This window comes from Brucella sp. IR068 (assembly GCF_049065885.1).
GTDB classification, from domain to species: Bacteria; Pseudomonadota; Alphaproteobacteria; order Rhizobiales; family Rhizobiaceae; genus Brucella; species Brucella intermedia.
The window spans coordinates 359781-374916 of sequence record NZ_JBAKHE010000003.1; the positions used below are offsets into that span (position 1 = coordinate 359781).

A 15136-nucleotide genomic window follows, 5' to 3' on the forward strand; every position below is an offset into this window, starting at 1 on the left:
GAAAAATTCAATTGTCCCTGGATGAATGAAGCTTATTTTGCCGCCAATGACCGAGACCTCCCTGCAAATGACCAAGCCCGCATCTTCACACCATCGCACCGCCGTTCGCTATGCTTTCGGCGGTTTTCTTGCCATGGCTGCCGCCATGGGGATCGGGCGTTTCATCTATACGCCGATCCTGCCCGGGATGATGGCCGATATCGGCTTCACTGCCGCCGATGCGGGGTTCATCGCATCGGCAAACTATATCGGCTATCTGCTGGGGGCGGTCGTGGCCGGTTATGGCTGGTCTGCGGGCATCGAACGGGCAAGCGTGATCGCGGGCCTGATAATCAGCGGTTTGCTCTGCGCCGCCATGGCGCTTTTTGACGGCGTCTGGCTGTTTTCCATCATCCGCTTTGCGGCCGGTTTCATAAGCGCGGTGACGATGATCCTGTGCACGGCAATCGTGCTCAGTCATGTTACGGCGGCGGAAAGGGCCGGGCTTGGAGCCCTGCATTTCGGCGGCGTCGGCAGTGGCATTGCGCTTTCTGCCGTTCTGGTGGCGCTGATCCGCCTTGCCGGGCTCGACTGGCGGGCCGACTGGATCGGCGCTGCCATTCTCACCATTGTGATGGCCGTTCTGGTCGCGGCTTTCGTCCGGGAAGGTCCGGTCGGCGGAAACAGCGGCACGCGCGAACCGCCGCTTCCCAAAAGCCTCGCCTTCAATGCGCTGGCATTGGCCTATGGCATCTTCGGCTTCGGTTATGTGATCACGGCCACATTCCTCATTGCGATCGTGCGCGCTACCGATGGCGGTCCGCTGATGGAAGCGGCTGTGTGGGTGGTGACCGGCCTGATGGCAGCGCCCTCCATCTGGCTGTGGGCTCCCGCAGCCCGTAAATTCGGTCTCTTCAACGCATTTGCCCTGACGGCCACCCTTGAGGCGGTGGGCGTCGCGGCAAGCGTGGTTCTGGCGCCGCCACTCGGTCCATTGGTGGGCGGTGCGCTTCTGGGCATGACCTTCATGGCATTGACGGCGTTTGGATTGCAGATTGCCCGCACGCTCGCCCCGTCTTCACCGAAACGCGCTCTGGCGCGGATGACCGTCTGCTTCAGCATCGGCCAGATCGTCGGCCCGCTGGTGGCAGGTTTCATGGCGCAGCGCTCCGGTTCGTTCACTTCGGCAAGTCTGGCCGCAGCGCTCTCGCTGGTGGTCGTCGCGGTGCTGGGCATCGTGGCGGGACGCGCCGCCCGGACAGCGGGTTGAAAACCTTACAGGAATTTAACTGGTAAACGCACAAGGACCGGCTTCTTATGAGGATAATTCCTCAGGAGTTGGATGTAACCCGGTGTTTGTGTCGTTTTTCCCCCGTCCGAAACTGTTCTTCTGGTCCGTCGTAATCTGGTGCCTGCTGGCGATAATCGGCTGGTACGAGGGAGGTGAACGGCTGGGCGCAGTGTTCGGCCTGCCGCCGCTGGCGCCCGACGCCGCGCCGATTATCGGCGCAAGCATCTTCTGGTCGGCGCCGTTTCTCTGGTTCTATATCTACTTCGCGGTGATGATATTCGCCTTCTATCTGTTCTGGGCGTGGTTTTCACCGCATCCCTGGCAGCGCTGGTCGATACTCGGATCGGCGCTGATCCTGTTCACCACCTATTTCGGCGTGCAGGCCAGTGTGGCGGTCAATGCATGGTATGGGCCGTTCTACGACATGATACAGAAGGCGCTGACAACACCCGGCGCCGTCAGCGCGACCGATTTCTACTGGGGGCTGGTCACGTTTGCCAAGATTGCCTTTATTGGCGTCACGGTCAGCGTTTTGAGCCTCTTCTTCGTCAGCCATTATATCTTCCGATGGCGCACGGCGATGAATGACTATTATGTCAGGTACTGGCCGAAACTGCGTTCCATCGAAGGCGCTGCACAGCGTGTGCAGGAAGATACGATGCGCTTTTCAACGACGCTGGAACAGCTCGGTGTCAATCTGGTGAAAGCTATTCTGACGCTGATCGCCTTTCTGCCGGTCCTGTTCAGCTTTTCCGAGAAAATCACCGAGTTGCCGGTTATCGGCACAATACCACATGCGCTTGTATGGGCGGCTGTTTTCTGGGCTGCCTTCGGGACCGGTCTGCTGGCGCTGGTCGGCATCAAGCTGCCGGGACTGGAGTTCAACAACCAGCGGGTGGAAGCGGCTTACCGCAAGGAACTCGTCTATGGTGAAGATCATGACGATCGCGCCGGGCCAGTCACAATGGCCGAATTGTTCCGCAACGTCCGGCACAATTATTTCCGGCTCTATTTCCACTATGTCTATTTCAACGTTGCCCGCATTTTCTATCTACAGGCCGACAATATTTTCGCGACCCTGATCCTCATACCGTCCATCGTGGCTGGAAAGCTGACGCTTGGCCTGATGAACCAGATCATCAATGTATTTTCGCAGGTACAGGAGTCGTTCCAGTATCTCGTCAAATCGTGGACGACGATCATCGAGCTGTTGTCGATCTACAAGCGCCTGAGGGCGTTCGAGGCGACTATCCATGACGAGCCGTTGCCATCGGCCGATCGCGGTAATCTGGAAACAGTGCCTTCGGCCTGAAGTCAGGATCGGTTCTGGCCTGCGTGGACCGTCTCCTTGTCGAGACTGTCCAGATAATCGCCATAGGTCGTGCATTTGACATCCGGCCTGGTGCAGACTTCCGCCACCAGCCGTTCCATGGCGCGCCAGTAGGCGCCGTCATTCATCAGCACGAAATGAAAGCCGAGCTGAAGCGGAATGCGCTCGCCCGCATATTGCTTGTCGAACGCCGCCCGGAAAGCCTTGTAGGCCCGTTCCTCGAAAGCTGACGATTGCTGCGGCGCTTCCTTGCCCTTCGAGTGGCGGACATAGAGATTATAGTCCATGGCCACGATGGGACGCTGCGACGGGCCTTCCGGGATAAGCGGCAATCCGAATGAAGCGAACTGACCGGCGAGGATCGGCGCTTCCGGGCCGCGGGTGACGGACGATGCCTGATAGCGAAAGCCGTTTGCCTTCAGCGCGTCCTGCACCGGCTTCGACGCGGCGAGATAGGGCGCGCGGAAGCCGTTTATGCCCTTCAGCGCGAAGTCGCGCCAGCCTTCCGGCTCGCCGTCGATGCCGTTATTCCTGTAGGCGTCGGCGGTGATGCGACGAAATTCCCTTATCTCCTTGTCCCAGTCGGCGGTCGACCAGTCGGTGCCGTCGAAATGGCCGCAGCCATGGCTGGCAATCTCGTTTCCCTCCAGATGCGCCTGCCAGATATTGCCAAGACGCGCGACGACTTCATCACGGCTGAGCGCGAAGCCGACATTGGACGAACCCGCCCGCTTGTGCGGCGGCTGGTAATCGCGCCGGTCCTGTCTGGTCATCAGGAAGACGCAGGACAGGAAATAGGTGAAGTGGGCGTTGTTCTTCTTCGCCAGTTCGCGCGAGCGGGTCCACAGTGCATTGTCATGGGCACCGTCGAAGGAGATCAGCACATATTGCGGCTTTGCGGGCACCGGTTCCGCCTGCGCGGCGCAGGTGGAAAGAGCAAGGGCTGAAAGCAGAAATGAGCGGGGGGACAGAAAGCGCATGGACCACTAAACGAGGGGGAGGGGAAACAGTTCCGGAAATTCCGTGGCTAGTTCTTGAATAAGGCGATTGTCGGACCGGAATGCACTTTGTAATGCATGTGTTGGCTTATTTCGCATACGGGTCTTACATCTGGCGCGAATTCCGACTAAAAGCGCCAGAACGCATAAATATCGAACATCAATTTGGCTTTAGTGGCAGGTCCATGGCAGACGACAGTTTCATTCGCGAGGTAAACGAGGAAATCCGTTCGGAACGGGCAAAGCAGGTCTGGCGGAATTTCGGTCCGCTGGTGATCGGCGCCGCCGTGGCCATCGTTCTGGGGACGGCTGGCTGGGTCGGCTATCAGCACTGGACCGACAGCAAGGCTTCCGCTTCCGGCGACAAGTTCCTGGCCGCGCTGGATCTCGCCTCGGAAGGCAAGAACGACGAGGCGCTCGCCGCGCTCGCCGATCTGGAAAAGACCGGCTACGGCTCCTATCCGGTGCTGGCGCGTCTTCGCGCCGCATCGGTCATCGCCGACAAGGGTGATGCCGCCGGTGCCGTGAAAGCGTTCGACGACGTCGCTGCCGACAATGCCGTGCCTGCGCCGCTGCGCGATGTCGCGCGCCTGCGCGCCGGTTATCTGCTGGTCGACAGCGGTTCCTATGACGATGTGGCCAAGCGCGTGGAAACGCTTTCCGCTGACGGCAATCCGATGCGCTCCAGCGCGCGGGAGGCCCTGGGCCTGGCCGCATGGAAGGCCGAACGTTTCGACGATGCGGTCAAGCTGTTCCAGCAGATCGCCAATGACAGTCTGGCCCCGGCCAATATCCGCCAGCGGTCCAACACGATGCTCGATCTGATGCGCAGCGCAGGCGTCAAGGTGCCTGACGCGCAAAGCACATAAATTCGCAAGTTTTGGAGTTATCTTCTTCCATGGGTTTTACAGTCGCCATCGTCGGGCGTCCCAATGTCGGCAAGTCCACGCTGTTCAATCGCCTCGTCGGCCGCAAGCTGGCGCTGGTCGATGACCTGCCGGGCGTCACGCGCGACCGGCGCATCCACGATGCCAAGCTCTACGATTTGAAGTTTCAGGTTATCGATACGGCGGGTCTTGAAGAAGCTGCCAATGACAGCCTGGAAGCGCGGATGCGCGCCCAGACCGAGGCTGCCATTCAGGAAGCCGACGTTATCCTGTTCGTCATCGATGCCAAGAACGGCCTGACGCCGACCGACAGCACCTTTGCCGAAGTGGTTCGCCGTTCCGGCAAGCCGGTCGTGCTGGTGGCCAACAAGGCGGAAGCGCGCGGCGCGCAATCCGGCATGTACGACGCTTTCCAGCTTGGCCTCGGCGAACCATGCCCGATCTCCGCCGAGCACGGTCAGGGCATGCCCGACCTGCGCGACGCCATTGTCGAGCTTCTGGGCGAAGAGCGCGTCTTTGCCGACGAGAAGGAAGAGGAAGCCGAGGACGAGGTTTTCACGCCGAAGGTTGTCGGTGAACTGATCGGCGACGACATCGAAGACCCGGATGAAGAAGAAATCCCGGCCTATGATGCGACCAAGCCGATGCGCATCGCCATCGTCGGACGCCCGAATGCCGGCAAGTCCACGCTCATCAACACCATGCTGGGCGAAGACCGCCTGCTGACCGGACCGGAAGCGGGCATTACGCGTGACTCGATCTCGGTCGATTGGGAATGGCGCGACCGCAAGATCAAGCTGTTTGATACGGCTGGCCTGCGCCGCAAGTCGCGCGTGCAGGAAAAGCTCGAAAAGCTGTCGGTCGCCGACGGCCTGCGCGCGATCCGTTTTGCGGAAGTCGTGATCATCGTCCTTGATGCGACCATCCCGTTCGAGAAGCAGGATTTGCAGATCGCCGATCTCATCATCCGTGAGGGCCGTGCGCCGATCATCGCATTCAACAAATGGGATCTGATCGAAGACCGCCAGATGGTTCTTGCCGATCTTTACGAAAAGACGGCCCGCCTGCTGCCGCAGGTGCGTGGGCTGCGTGCTGTGCCGATTTCCGGCGAGCGCGGGCAGGGCATCGACAAGCTCATGGAGAATGTCGTCAAGACCCACGAAATCTGGAACCGCCGTGTTTCGACCGGGCGTCTCAACCGCTGGCTGGCAGGCGTCATCGCGCACCAGCCGCCGCCGGCAGTTTCGGGACGCCGCCTCAAGGTCAAGTATATGACGCAGGTAAAGACCCGCCCGCCGGGCTTCGTCGTGTCCTGCTCGCGCCCCGATGCGATGCCGCAATCCTATGTGCGCTATCTCATCAACGGCCTGCGCGAAACCTTCGACATGCCGGGCGTGCCGATCAGGCTTTCCTTGCGTACCTCGGACAATCCGTTCGCAGGCCGCGCCAAAAAGAAGAAGTAAAAAAAGCCCGGAGCGATCCGGGCTTTTTGTTGTCGTCTGCAGCCGCGTCAGGCTTGCCGTCATTTCGATAGCCATGGATTATTAGACTTATCGTAAACATAGGTTCGCTTCGGTCTTGCGGAATAGAGAAGGTAGGGGACCCATATAATTGCTGGCAGCCATGATAGAAGCAGCACAAAACCGCTGGCGTCGGACTCCGCTGCGGTTGCGGGTTCTGCAAAAAGGGTTGGCAGCATATTCAATATGCCGGAGGCAAACAGGAATATTACCATGAAATACCTGAAGGCCTTCAGATAATAATAGTTTGCGTATAGCGCGTATAATGATCCAATGAAAAATATTATGTTTATCAATATGTGATATGAAAAATTAAGAGACTGTGATCCGAAGCCAATATTCATAATATATGATATTTTGATATAAATATATATCATATAAGCGCTGAATAATAGATTAATGATAATTCCCAATAGCAAGAGAAGGAGTCCGCCGCCAATTGGGATATGCTCAGTCACTTCATCAGACATTTAGAAATTTCCTGTATTATTGGACAAATTGATGTTCCCGGTCAATCAAATCTGGCTGAATAAGTCCAGCGTCGGAATCTCATAATTTAGTTGAAATGACATGGGCGTTTTCATTTTCTAGAAGGAGCGCCTTCTGTTTCATTGAGGCCGCTCCTTTTTTCCTAGAGCATTTTCTGTTTCTGATGAATCATTGGAAATGCTCTGTTTGTTTTTACGCGCATCTTATCCGATCGAAGCAGGATCAGAAATCAGTCCAGTGGACTGATTTCCCTGCGTAGGCGTTTCACACTTTTCGGGATGTGCTATCTGTTTGTTTTATCGCATGTCTTTGACCCGAAACCGGTTCCCACTTTCGGGAGACATGCTCTAGTCTGCGCCAAATCCACACTTTCGGGTTGAGCTTGGCTGCGACGGCTGCTAATCCGCCCGCTCCCCGATTTCCTCCAAAAAAGGTGCAGTGATGACGAAGGCTGACCAGAGCCCATTTGATGGCGTGACATTGGGCATCGATTTTGGCACGACCAACACGGTTCTTTCCGTTGCCGCAGCGGATGGCACGACGGCGGTTCTGAGTGTGCCGAAGGATGGGGTTGATATCACCGGCTACCGTTCGGTTCTCTGCTTCTGGCAGGATCGTGAAACCGGCGAGCGCACCGTCGAAAGTGGGCCATGGGCGATGGACGTATTCGTCAACGCGCCGCACTCCACGCGCATGCTGCAATCGTTCAAGACATTCGCGGCATCGAAGTCCTTCACCGACACGCCGGTTTTCGGCAAGCGGTTCAAGTTCGAGGATATTCTGACCACTTTCCTCGAAACGGTTGCCGCGCGGTTGGGCGACCGCCTGCCGCCAAAGGGCAATCGCGTGGTCATCGGCAGGCCAGTAATCTTTGCGGGTGCTTCGCCCGATGAAGCGCTGGCCATGCAGCGCTATGAAAAGGCGTTCCGGGCGTTCGGCTTCACCGACATTCATTATGTCTATGAGCCTGTCGCCGCCGCTTATTTTTATGCGCAGGAACTGACGGCCGCGTCCACCGTTCTGGTGGCCGACTTTGGCGGCGGCACCAGCGACTTTTCCATCGTGCGGTTCGACGTGGGCAGGCAAGGCCTGAGTTTCACGCCGCTCAGCCAGACGGGTGTCGGTATTGCTGGCGATACGTTCGATTACCGCATCATCGACAATGCCGTGTCGCCGCTGCTTGGAAAAGGGACGGAATATCAGTCCTTCGGCAAGAGGCTGACTGTGCCGAACCATTATTATGCAAATTTTGCGCGCTGGAACACGCTGTTCCTGATGAACTCTCCGGCCACCATCCGCGATCTGGACGAACTGGCCCGGCAAGCGGTTGACCCCAAGCCGCTCGAACATTTCATCAACCTGATCGAGAACGATTATGGCTACGAAATCTATCGCGCCGTATCGGACCTGAAAGTGCGGCTTTCATCGCAGCGCATGTCGGAACTGCACTTCAAGGCGGATGATTTTGAAATCCGTTCCGACATTACCCGCAACGATTTCGAAAACTGGATCGCGGACGATGTGCGCCAGATCGAAAACTCGGTGCAACAGGCGGTCGAGAAAGCGGAGCTGGAAACCTCGTCTATCGACCGGGTTTTCCTCACAGGCGGCACGTCTTTCGTGCCGGTCATCCGCACCGTGTTTGAAAGCCGCTTTCCCAATGCCGAGGTGACAAGCTCGAACCAGTTCGATTCCATTGCCAACGGCCTCGCACTGATCGGGCAGAGTGCGGATATCGAACGCTGGTCGGTGAAGAGCTAGAGCATGTCTCCCGAAAATGCGAACCGGTTTCGGGATAAAGACATGCGTAAAAACAAACAGAGCATTTCCAGTGATTCAATGAAAACCGGAAATGCTCTGGAGACAGTCTGGAAGGCTAGCGATACGTCACTGGCCGTCAGGGCAGAATTTCTATCGGCGTTCCGGTCGGAACCCTTGCCCATATGTCACGCATCTCCGCATCGGTGACGGCAATGCAGCCATCGGTCCAGTCCCAGAGCCGGTGTGCCGATTTAAGCCAGCCCCAGCCATTCGGCAGGCCGTGGATCATGATATTGCCGCCCGGTGCATGACCGGCAGCCGCTGCGGCCTGTTTGTCGTTTTCGTTGGGATAGGAAATATGCAGGCTCAGATGCGCCATTGAGCGCGGGTTGCGCCAGTCGATGACGTAGTGCCCTTCCGGCGTCTTTTCATCGCCTTCGCGCTGTTTGTGACCGCCATCGCCGTTGCTGCCGAGCGATATGCGATAGGTGCCGATTGGCCCGCCGTCGCGCAACAGCGTCATCTGGCGGTTAGCCTTTTCAACCCTGATCGCATCGGCCTGTTGTTCGGACGGTGCGGCAAGCGGAGGCTCGGACAGGCTTATCCTGGCCATGACCTTCGTATAGCCGAATAATGCGATGGCGAAGAGCACCACGGCGAAGAGGGTTTTCTTGAACATGGTGCTCGCTTTGAACAGGTCAGTATCTGCCGGCTTTTCACAGATGATTGGGGCTTTCACAAGTCGAACATGGTCTGTGAAGTCACTGCATAACTCAAGGAGCAGTTGCCGTATCGGCAAAGCAGGCGGCGATTTCCTTGTTGGCGCCGAGCTTCTCCGCCCATTTGACCAGATCGGGCATCTCGTCTCTTTCAGCCATCCCGCCCCAGACGTCCTTCAGTTTGGGCGACTTGCCGGAAAGATCGAAGAAGAAATAGCCGGGATCAGCCACCGGAACATCCGCATAGACGACAGACCAGTTGCCATATTGCATGAAGCTCTCGATGCTGACGGAAGCTGGTTTGACTTTCTTGCCGAGACTTTGTGCGATGAGCGACCTGTAGTCTGTTTTCTGCTGTTTGGTGAGCGTGGTCGTCACGCCATCACAGGCGGATTTGGCAAAGGCACTCCCTGCCGGAAGAGCCAACGCAACAGCAAGCAGAACTGCGGCACAGGCAGGCGAAAAGCGTGTGTTCATCATTCCCCTCAGAAAAAAGCCAGCGTGATAATTCCGATTTTCAAGCGTCTCCATAAATTCCCTCCTCGAACCGGCTTGCCCCATCGCGGTCGCGCTCATAGCCATGCATGTCCGGGAAAGGCGGCAGCCAGCTTTCGCGGCGGATGGTCCAGAGTTCATAGGTCGGCTTGAACTGATCCGGCGCATCGAGCGAACCGAGGTTGATTTCGATCTCATCGCCGCTGTGGCCAAAAACGGACGACCCGCAGCGTGGGCAGAAATGCCGTCCCGCATAGTCGCCGGTTTCTCCCTCGACCGTAACCGCAGTCTCGGGAAATATCGCCGAGGCATGAAACAGCGCGCCATGATGCTTGCGACAATCGAGGCAATGGCAGATGCCGACCCGGTATGGCTGTCCCACCGCTTCGAAGCGGACTTTGCCGCACAGGCAGCCGCCCGTGACCTTATCCATGATGCACCTCCTCACCGTAGCTGTCCGCAATCTGTAAAGCGGAATTCGCTTAAACCCCGCATTAACCATATTCGTTCATGGTTAACGCGCTGCTGATAATGACTGTATTCGCCAGAGCTGCAAGCGTGTCCCCAACCCATAGGACAAGGTTAATACTCCGTTATCACCGGCATGGTTCAGTCAGTGTGAGTGGAGTGTGCGGTGCGTCTTGTATCTTTACGAGCGCTGTTTGGTCGAAGGAAGGCCGTTGCCGAGCCGGTGTGGCATTACCCTGTCACGGGCTATTGCCCGGAGGAGGGGCGCTATTACGCCGTCCGCGCAAAGCCTCGCCAGACAGTCCATAAACCGCACCGTCTGGTGCCGCTGGTTCTGGCTGCCATTACCTATCTCTTCAATTCCAATGCGATTGCCTTTCAGGACATGGCAAGCCTCGTGCCGTCGGCGGACATGGGAACGCACCGCTGGACTGCCTTCGTCGCCAAGGCGCCGGTCGGCTCCGTCCATCAGGCCGAAATGCCCTTCGTCGATGCAACGACCGTGACGGGCAGCATCGCCAACAACGGCATCGAGGTGCCGGGCATAGGCCGCGTTGCGCTGTCGGGCGGGCGCAAGACGGCAAAGCTCGGCCCGGACGATCCGAACCCCGATGAAAACCGCATCCATCGCGCCGACAAGACGGGCCGTCTCGTCTCGGTAAAGCCCAAGGCGCCGGCCAAGGCCTTCACCGCCGGCAGCATGTTTGAAAAGATCAGCATGATCACGCGTCCGCCTGAAAAGACGGACGCGAAAATGGCTTTCTCCAGCAAGCTGGAAGGCAAGGAAGTCGCCATCACCATGGCGTTCCATGCGGTTCAGCCGCCGAAGCCGCGCGCCGAAATGCCGACCCAGCTTGCCAAGCTCATTACCAATGACCAGCCGGATGTGCTGGCCCTTGGTTATGCGCCTGCGACGCCGGACTACGGCAAGACATCGCCTTTCGAAAGCATCCTGAAGCCGCAGCCGGACGAAGGGCGCTTCGTGCCGCCTATCAGCGAACAGGATCATGAATGGGCCGCGACGCCGCTGCCGCCTTTCGCCTTCAGCAAGAGCGAGCAGAAGTGCCTTGCCGAAGCCGTCTATTATGAAGCCCGGGGCGAAACGGTGAAGGGACAGGTCGCGGTCGCTCAGGTCGTCCTCAACCGCGTGCGCAATCCCGCCTATCCGGGAACGATCTGCGGCGTGGTCTATCAGAACCGCGACTGGCTCAATGCCTGCCAGTTTTCGTTTGCCTGTGACGGCCAGAAACACCGCGTAACCGAAATGCCGCAATGGCGCATGGCCCAGCAGGTGGCAAAGACTGTCTCCGCCGGTCAGATATGGCTGCCGGAAGTCGGCTCCGCCACCCATTATCACGCGACCTATGTTCGTCCGTTCTGGGCGCCGACCATGAAGAAGGTCACCAAGATCGGCCTTCACGTTTTCTATCGGACCTATGGCGGCGGGTGGAGCTGAGTATCCTGTCTGCGGCAGTAACTGGATCGGCCCGTTCAAACTCACGTTTTTGTTAGCGGACTAAAAGCCCGAACAGGCGCATATGACCGGCTTTCGACCGGACCCGAATATGGCGCGATCCTCCAAAATCGATTCCGTTTTTTTGGCCAATAATGTGGCCAATCTGGTTCTTTGGTCGGAAAATGAGTCGCACCAATATCTAAGTAATTGAGATTGCTGGATAAAAAACCTTCTGGACCAATGCCTGCACCGCCTTGACTAGCGGACGGCGTGTCAATATGTTGCGCGCAACTTGGAAATGGGATTGAAATCCTCGTATTTCTTGAAAAAAGGAGCTGCCAATGGCGCGCGGGACTGAGCCCGGAAAGCCATCCGGTGCGATCAAGAATGCGAGGAATGAGCCCGGTTCCGGGGAGCTGGATCAGCGTCTGAATCGCCTGGAGGCCGAACTGGCCAAAAAAGGTGTGTTCAAGCAGCCGGCTTCCGAGGATGAGCGATCGGCGACTGCAAGTTCGGTCGCGCAGGCCATGAAGATTTCCAGCGAGTTCATCGCAGGGGTTCTGGTCGGTGCGCTGATAGGCTGGTTCATCGATCGTGTCGCCGGTACGTCGCCCTGGGGATTGATCGTATTTCTCCTTCTGGGCTTCGGTGCGGGCGTCCTCAACGTGCTTCGTTCCGCTGGATATGTTGCCGAACAGGGCAACATCAAATCTAGCGCGGAAAAGAACGACAAGAAATAGGGCTTGACGGGCTTCACGGTAAAGTTCGTTCAAGTGTAAGTGAACAAGTGGGCCTTCTGGTCCGAGACTGAAACGCCCTTGGGCAAGCAACGTTGCCTTCGGGCAAGCGAAGTGCCTTCGGGCAGGCCAAATTGCCTTCGGGCAGGGAAGACAGACGAGGTTAAGGTGGCGAACGATCCGATCCATCAGTTCCAGGTTTCCCGGTGGATTCCCATCGACGTAGGCGGTGTTGACCTGTCGTTCACGAATGTTTCGGCCTTCATGGTCGCAACCGTCGTGGTCGCTTCGGGCTTTCTTTATCTGACGTCTTCGGGCCGCGGCCTGATCCCGACCCGTCTTCAGTCGGTTTCGGAAATGGCTTACGAATTCGTGGCCACCAGCCTGCGGGATTCAGCAGGGTCGAAGGGCATGAAGTTCTTCCCCTTCGTCTTCTCGCTGTTCATGTTCGTTCTGGTCGCAAACTTTCTCGGTCTTTTCCCGTATTTCTATACGGTTACGAGCCAGATCATCGTGACCTTCGCCCTTGCCGTTCTGGTCATCGGCACGGTCATCATCTACGGTTTCTTCAAGCACGGCTTCGGCTTCCTCAAGCTGTTCGTGCCCAGCGGCGTTCCCGGCATCATCGTGCCGCTGGTTGTCGCCATTGAAATCATCTCGTTCCTGTCGCGTCCGATCAGCCTCTCGGTTCGTCTCTTTGCGAACATGCTTGCCGGTCACATCACGCTCAAGGTTTTTGCGGGCTTCGTCGTCTCGCTGGCAGCCCTCGGCCCGATCGGCATCGGCGGCGCTGTCCTGCCGCTGATCATGACGGTTGCGATCACCGCACTCGAATTCCTCGTAGCCTTCCTGCAGGCCTACGTGTTTACCGTTCTCACCTGCATGTACATCAACGACGCTGTACATCCGGGACACTGAGTTCAAGCCGGCGGGCGACCGCCAGAACTGAAATCCGCGCTTATATTCAATCCAGAAGGAGCTTAACATGGAAGCGGAAGCAGCAAAGTACATCGGCGCCGGTCTCGCCTGTTTCGGTATGGCCGGTACGGCTCTCGGCCTCGGCAATATCTTCGGCAACTACCTCTCCGGCGCTCTGCGCAACCCGTCCGCTGCTGACAGCCAGTTCGGCCGTCTGGTGTTCGGTTTCGCCGTTACGGAAGCTCTGGGCATCTTCTCGCTGCTCATCGCGCTTCTGCTCCTCTTCGCCGTCTAATCAACGGTCGCAAGAAACGGGCTGGCCGCGAAGCAGCTTTAGGAACATGGTCCTTGAGGTCATGTTCCGCTGGAAGATGCAGGCGCGGCTGGCCTTTGCATATGTCGTCTGAGTAAGGCATGGTCTTTCTCCATCGGGATCGGATCGTGCTGGATTAAAGGGGAAATCTGGATGTTCGTGTCCACGGCGTTTGCCCAAACCGCCACCGAATCGCAACCGGCACCTGCTGCTGGCGAGCACGGCGCAGCCGATGCTGTGCACACCGAAACCGGGGTCGCTCACGATGCCGGACACGGCAGCGGCGTATTCCCGCCGTTTGATTCCACCCATTACGCTTCGCAGCTCCTGTGGCTGGCGATCACCTTCGGGCTTTTTTATCTGTTCATGTCGCGCGTGGTTCTGCCGCGCATCGGCGGCGTGATCGAAACCCGTCGCGACCGCATCGCTCAGGATCTCGAGCAGGCAGCCCGCCTCAAGCAGGATGCCGACAACGCTATCGCTGCCTATGAGCAGGAACTGGCCCAGGCCCGCACCAAGGCGGCTTCGATTGCAGAAGCCGCACGCGAAAAGGGCAAGGGCGAAGCCGACGCAGAACGCGCTTCCGCCGAGGCAGCCCTCGAAGGCAAGCTCAAGGAAGCCGAAGAACGCATCGCCGCGATCAAGGCCAAGGCCATGAACGACGTCGGCAACATTGCCGAGGAAACCACGGCGGAGATCGTCGAGCAGCTTCTGGGCACCAAGGCCGACAAGGCATCGGTAACAGCAGCCGTCAAGGCCGCCAACGCCTGAGGAGAGGACAATGGACGCTACATTCTGGGCACTGATTGGCCTCATCATCTTTCTGGCGATCCTCGCCTATCTGAAGGTTCCGGGCATGGTCGGCCGGTCGCTCGACGAGCGCGCTGACCGCATCAAGAACGAGCTGGAAGAAGCACGCACGCTTCGCGAAGAAGCCCAGCAGCTGCTGGCCGAATATCATCGCAAGCGCAAGGAAGCCGAAAAGGAAGCAAGCGATATCGTTGCTTCCGCCGAACGTGAAGCCAAGGCGCTTCTCGAAGACGCCAAGCGCGCGACGGAAGAATATGTTGCACGCCGCAACAAGCTTGCCGAGCAGAAGATCGCAACGGCTGAAGTCGATGCCATCAATGCGGTCCGCGCATCGGCGGTCGACCTCGCAGTCGCCGCAGCCGGCAAGATCGTTGCCGAAAAGGTCGATGCAAAGGTTGCAGGCAACCTGTTCAAGGATGCCTTGTCTCAGGTCAAGACGAACCTGAACTGATCACGGCTCGCACAATTTTCAGAAAAACGCCGCCTCGAAAGGGCGGCGTTTTTGTTTTACGTCGAGAAAAGGTTTTTAAAACCGGTCGGATCCGAGGCCGGTTTCCGTGCCGCCCAATCTGCGGAACAACAGGCGGTACTCTTCGAGCGCAAGGTCATCCAATGCCTCTGCTTCCTGCGGCGTGAACCATCGCAGCTCGGTGTGCTCCCGGTCGCGAATGGCAGGCTGACCGTCCCATGTGGTAACGGTATAGAGATGGAATGAAGCTGCCGGTTTTGCGATCTCTATCGTCGTGAGAAAGGAAAACGAGCGGAGCGTGAGTCCGAGTTCCTCGTGGATTTCTCGTTGCAGTGCGCAATCAAGGTCTTCCCCGGCTTCGACATGCCCGCCCGGAAAACTCCACCGGTTGGGGTAGGCCCGACGATCCGGGCTGCGTCGGCCCAGAAGAATGCCTTGGGACCCGGGGAGAACCGCATTGACGATGTCTGGCATGACAGGCTCCGATGGACAGAAG

General features: G+C 57.9%; 17 protein-coding genes. 11 read left to right on the forward strand and 6 right to left on the reverse strand.

Going from position 1 to position 15136, the window contains the following annotated elements:
* The first annotated feature begins 67 nt into the window (after positions 1 to 67).
* Positions 68 to 1249: a YbfB/YjiJ family MFS transporter gene (locus ACOWVS_RS07440; RefSeq protein WP_006472918.1), complete on the forward strand. Its 1182-nt coding sequence runs from the start codon at positions 68 to 70 to the stop codon at positions 1247 to 1249.
* 82 nt (positions 1250 to 1331) lie between these two features.
* Positions 1332 to 2582 (forward strand): peptide antibiotic transporter SbmA, encoded by a 1251-nt coding sequence (gene sbmA / locus ACOWVS_RS07445; RefSeq protein WP_021586177.1) that lies wholly within the window; start codon positions 1332 to 1334, stop codon positions 2580 to 2582.
* Positions 2583 to 2584: 2 nt separating this feature from the next.
* Here sbmA and ACOWVS_RS07450 read toward each other — a convergent pair whose 3' ends face one another.
* Positions 2585 to 3580, reverse strand: coding sequence for a polysaccharide deacetylase family protein (locus tag ACOWVS_RS07450; protein WP_021586176.1), 996 nt, complete (start codon positions 3578 to 3580; stop codon positions 2585 to 2587).
* A 203-nt stretch (positions 3581 to 3783) separates the two neighbouring features.
* Here ACOWVS_RS07450 and ACOWVS_RS07455 point away from each other — a divergent pair, with 203 nt between their 5' ends.
* Together ACOWVS_RS07455 and der are read left to right on the forward strand one after the other, a co-directional pair.
* A complete protein-coding gene (locus tag ACOWVS_RS07455; RefSeq protein WP_006472919.1) occupies positions 3784 to 4467 on the forward strand; it encodes a tetratricopeptide repeat protein in 684 nt (227 codons plus the stop codon).
* 29 nt (positions 4468 to 4496) lie between these two features.
* Positions 4497 to 5948, forward strand: a complete 1452-nt coding sequence (gene der / locus ACOWVS_RS07460; protein WP_021586174.1) for a ribosome biogenesis GTPase Der — start codon at positions 4497 to 4499, stop codon at positions 5946 to 5948.
* A gap of 59 nt (positions 5949 to 6007) precedes the next feature.
* On the opposite strand, the gene ACOWVS_RS07465 is transcribed toward der, so the two are convergent.
* Positions 6008 to 6475 carry a DUF2569 family protein gene (locus ACOWVS_RS07465; RefSeq protein ID WP_021586173.1) on the reverse strand — a complete coding sequence of 156 codons (468 nt, stop codon included), beginning with the start codon at positions 6473 to 6475 and terminating at the stop codon, positions 6008 to 6010.
* 460 nt (positions 6476 to 6935) lie between these two features.
* Here ACOWVS_RS07465 and ACOWVS_RS07470 point away from each other — a divergent pair, with 460 nt between their 5' ends.
* Positions 6936 to 8255, forward strand: coding sequence for an Hsp70 family protein (locus tag ACOWVS_RS07470; RefSeq protein ID WP_021586172.1), 1320 nt, complete (start codon positions 6936 to 6938; stop codon positions 8253 to 8255).
* Between the two features lie 136 nt (positions 8256 to 8391).
* Here ACOWVS_RS07470 and ACOWVS_RS07475 read toward each other — a convergent pair whose 3' ends face one another.
* From ACOWVS_RS07475 to ACOWVS_RS07485, 3 genes are all read right to left on the reverse strand, one after another.
* Positions 8392 to 8934, reverse strand: coding sequence for a L,D-transpeptidase family protein (locus tag ACOWVS_RS07475; RefSeq protein WP_021586171.1), 543 nt, complete (start codon positions 8932 to 8934; stop codon positions 8392 to 8394).
* 94 nt (positions 8935 to 9028) lie between these two features.
* Complete coding sequence (locus ACOWVS_RS07480; RefSeq protein WP_036592713.1) at positions 9029 to 9451, reverse strand: hypothetical protein; 423 nt, start codon at positions 9449 to 9451, stop codon at positions 9029 to 9031.
* Positions 9452 to 9491: 40 nt separating this feature from the next.
* Positions 9492 to 9902, reverse strand: a complete 411-nt coding sequence (locus ACOWVS_RS07485; RefSeq protein ID WP_021586169.1) for a GFA family protein — start codon at positions 9900 to 9902, stop codon at positions 9492 to 9494.
* A 201-nt stretch (positions 9903 to 10103) separates the two neighbouring features.
* On the opposite strand from ACOWVS_RS07485, the gene ACOWVS_RS07490 reads away from it, so the two are divergent.
* The 6 genes from ACOWVS_RS07490 to ACOWVS_RS07515 all read left to right on the forward strand — a co-directional run bounded on the left by ACOWVS_RS07490 (position 10104) and on the right by ACOWVS_RS07515 (position 14622).
* Positions 10104 to 11393 carry a cell wall hydrolase gene (locus ACOWVS_RS07490; protein WP_031346475.1) on the forward strand — a complete coding sequence of 430 codons (1290 nt, stop codon included), beginning with the start codon at positions 10104 to 10106 and terminating at the stop codon, positions 11391 to 11393.
* A gap of 341 nt (positions 11394 to 11734) precedes the next feature.
* Positions 11735 to 12133: an ATP synthase subunit gene (locus ACOWVS_RS07495; protein ID WP_006472925.1), complete on the forward strand. Its 399-nt coding sequence runs from the start codon at positions 11735 to 11737 to the stop codon at positions 12131 to 12133.
* Positions 12134 to 12298: 165 nt separating this feature from the next.
* Positions 12299 to 13048: a F0F1 ATP synthase subunit A gene (locus ACOWVS_RS07500; RefSeq protein ID WP_006472926.1), complete on the forward strand. Its 750-nt coding sequence runs from the start codon at positions 12299 to 12301 to the stop codon at positions 13046 to 13048.
* Positions 13049 to 13115: 67 nt separating this feature from the next.
* On the forward strand, positions 13116 to 13343 hold the full coding sequence (locus ACOWVS_RS07505; RefSeq protein WP_006466154.1) for a F0F1 ATP synthase subunit C: 228 nt from the start codon (positions 13116 to 13118) through the stop codon (positions 13341 to 13343).
* A 171-nt stretch (positions 13344 to 13514) separates the two neighbouring features.
* Complete coding sequence (locus tag ACOWVS_RS07510; RefSeq protein WP_006472927.1) at positions 13515 to 14132, forward strand: F0F1 ATP synthase subunit B; 618 nt, start codon at positions 13515 to 13517, stop codon at positions 14130 to 14132.
* A 10-nt stretch (positions 14133 to 14142) separates the two neighbouring features.
* On the forward strand, positions 14143 to 14622 hold the full coding sequence (locus ACOWVS_RS07515; protein ID WP_006466156.1) for a F0F1 ATP synthase subunit B: 480 nt from the start codon (positions 14143 to 14145) through the stop codon (positions 14620 to 14622).
* Between the two features lie 75 nt (positions 14623 to 14697).
* Here the strand turns inward: ACOWVS_RS07515 and ACOWVS_RS07520 are convergent, their stop codons facing one another.
* Positions 14698 to 15114, reverse strand: coding sequence for an NUDIX domain-containing protein (locus tag ACOWVS_RS07520; protein WP_006472928.1), 417 nt, complete (start codon positions 15112 to 15114; stop codon positions 14698 to 14700).
* Between the last annotated feature and the right edge of the window lie 22 nt (positions 15115 to 15136).

What these genes read in the sequence shown, in the direction of transcription:
- ACOWVS_RS07440 (WP_006472918.1), top strand. Translation starts at nt 68, where the DNA reads ATGACCAAGCCCGCATCTTCACACCATCGCACCGCCGTTCGCTATGCT.
- ACOWVS_RS07450 (WP_021586176.1), bottom strand. Translation starts at nt 3,580, where the DNA reads ATGCGCTTTCTGTCCCCCCGCTCATTTCTGCTTTCAGCCCTTGCTCTT.
- ACOWVS_RS07455 (WP_006472919.1), top strand. Translation starts at nt 3,784, where the DNA reads ATGGCAGACGACAGTTTCATTCGCGAGGTAAACGAGGAAATCCGTTCG.
- der (WP_021586174.1), top strand. Translation starts at nt 4,497, where the DNA reads ATGGGTTTTACAGTCGCCATCGTCGGGCGTCCCAATGTCGGCAAGTCC.
- ACOWVS_RS07465 (WP_021586173.1), bottom strand. Translation starts at nt 6,475, where the DNA reads ATGTCTGATGAAGTGACTGAGCATATCCCAATTGGCGGCGGACTCCTT.
- ACOWVS_RS07470 (WP_021586172.1), top strand. Translation starts at nt 6,936, where the DNA reads ATGACGAAGGCTGACCAGAGCCCATTTGATGGCGTGACATTGGGCATC.
- ACOWVS_RS07475 (WP_021586171.1), bottom strand. Translation starts at nt 8,934, where the DNA reads ATGTTCAAGAAAACCCTCTTCGCCGTGGTGCTCTTCGCCATCGCATTA.
- ACOWVS_RS07480 (WP_036592713.1), bottom strand. Translation starts at nt 9,451, where the DNA reads ATGAACACACGCTTTTCGCCTGCCTGTGCCGCAGTTCTGCTTGCTGTT.
- ACOWVS_RS07485 (WP_021586169.1), bottom strand. Translation starts at nt 9,902, where the DNA reads ATGGATAAGGTCACGGGCGGCTGCCTGTGCGGCAAAGTCCGCTTCGAA.
- ACOWVS_RS07495 (WP_006472925.1), top strand. Translation starts at nt 11,735, where the DNA reads ATGGCGCGCGGGACTGAGCCCGGAAAGCCATCCGGTGCGATCAAGAAT.
- ACOWVS_RS07505 (WP_006466154.1), top strand. Translation starts at nt 13,116, where the DNA reads ATGGAAGCGGAAGCAGCAAAGTACATCGGCGCCGGTCTCGCCTGTTTC.
- ACOWVS_RS07510 (WP_006472927.1), top strand. Translation starts at nt 13,515, where the DNA reads ATGTTCGTGTCCACGGCGTTTGCCCAAACCGCCACCGAATCGCAACCG.
- ACOWVS_RS07515 (WP_006466156.1), top strand. Translation starts at nt 14,143, where the DNA reads ATGGACGCTACATTCTGGGCACTGATTGGCCTCATCATCTTTCTGGCG.
- ACOWVS_RS07520 (WP_006472928.1), bottom strand. Translation starts at nt 15,114, where the DNA reads ATGCCAGACATCGTCAATGCGGTTCTCCCCGGGTCCCAAGGCATTCTT.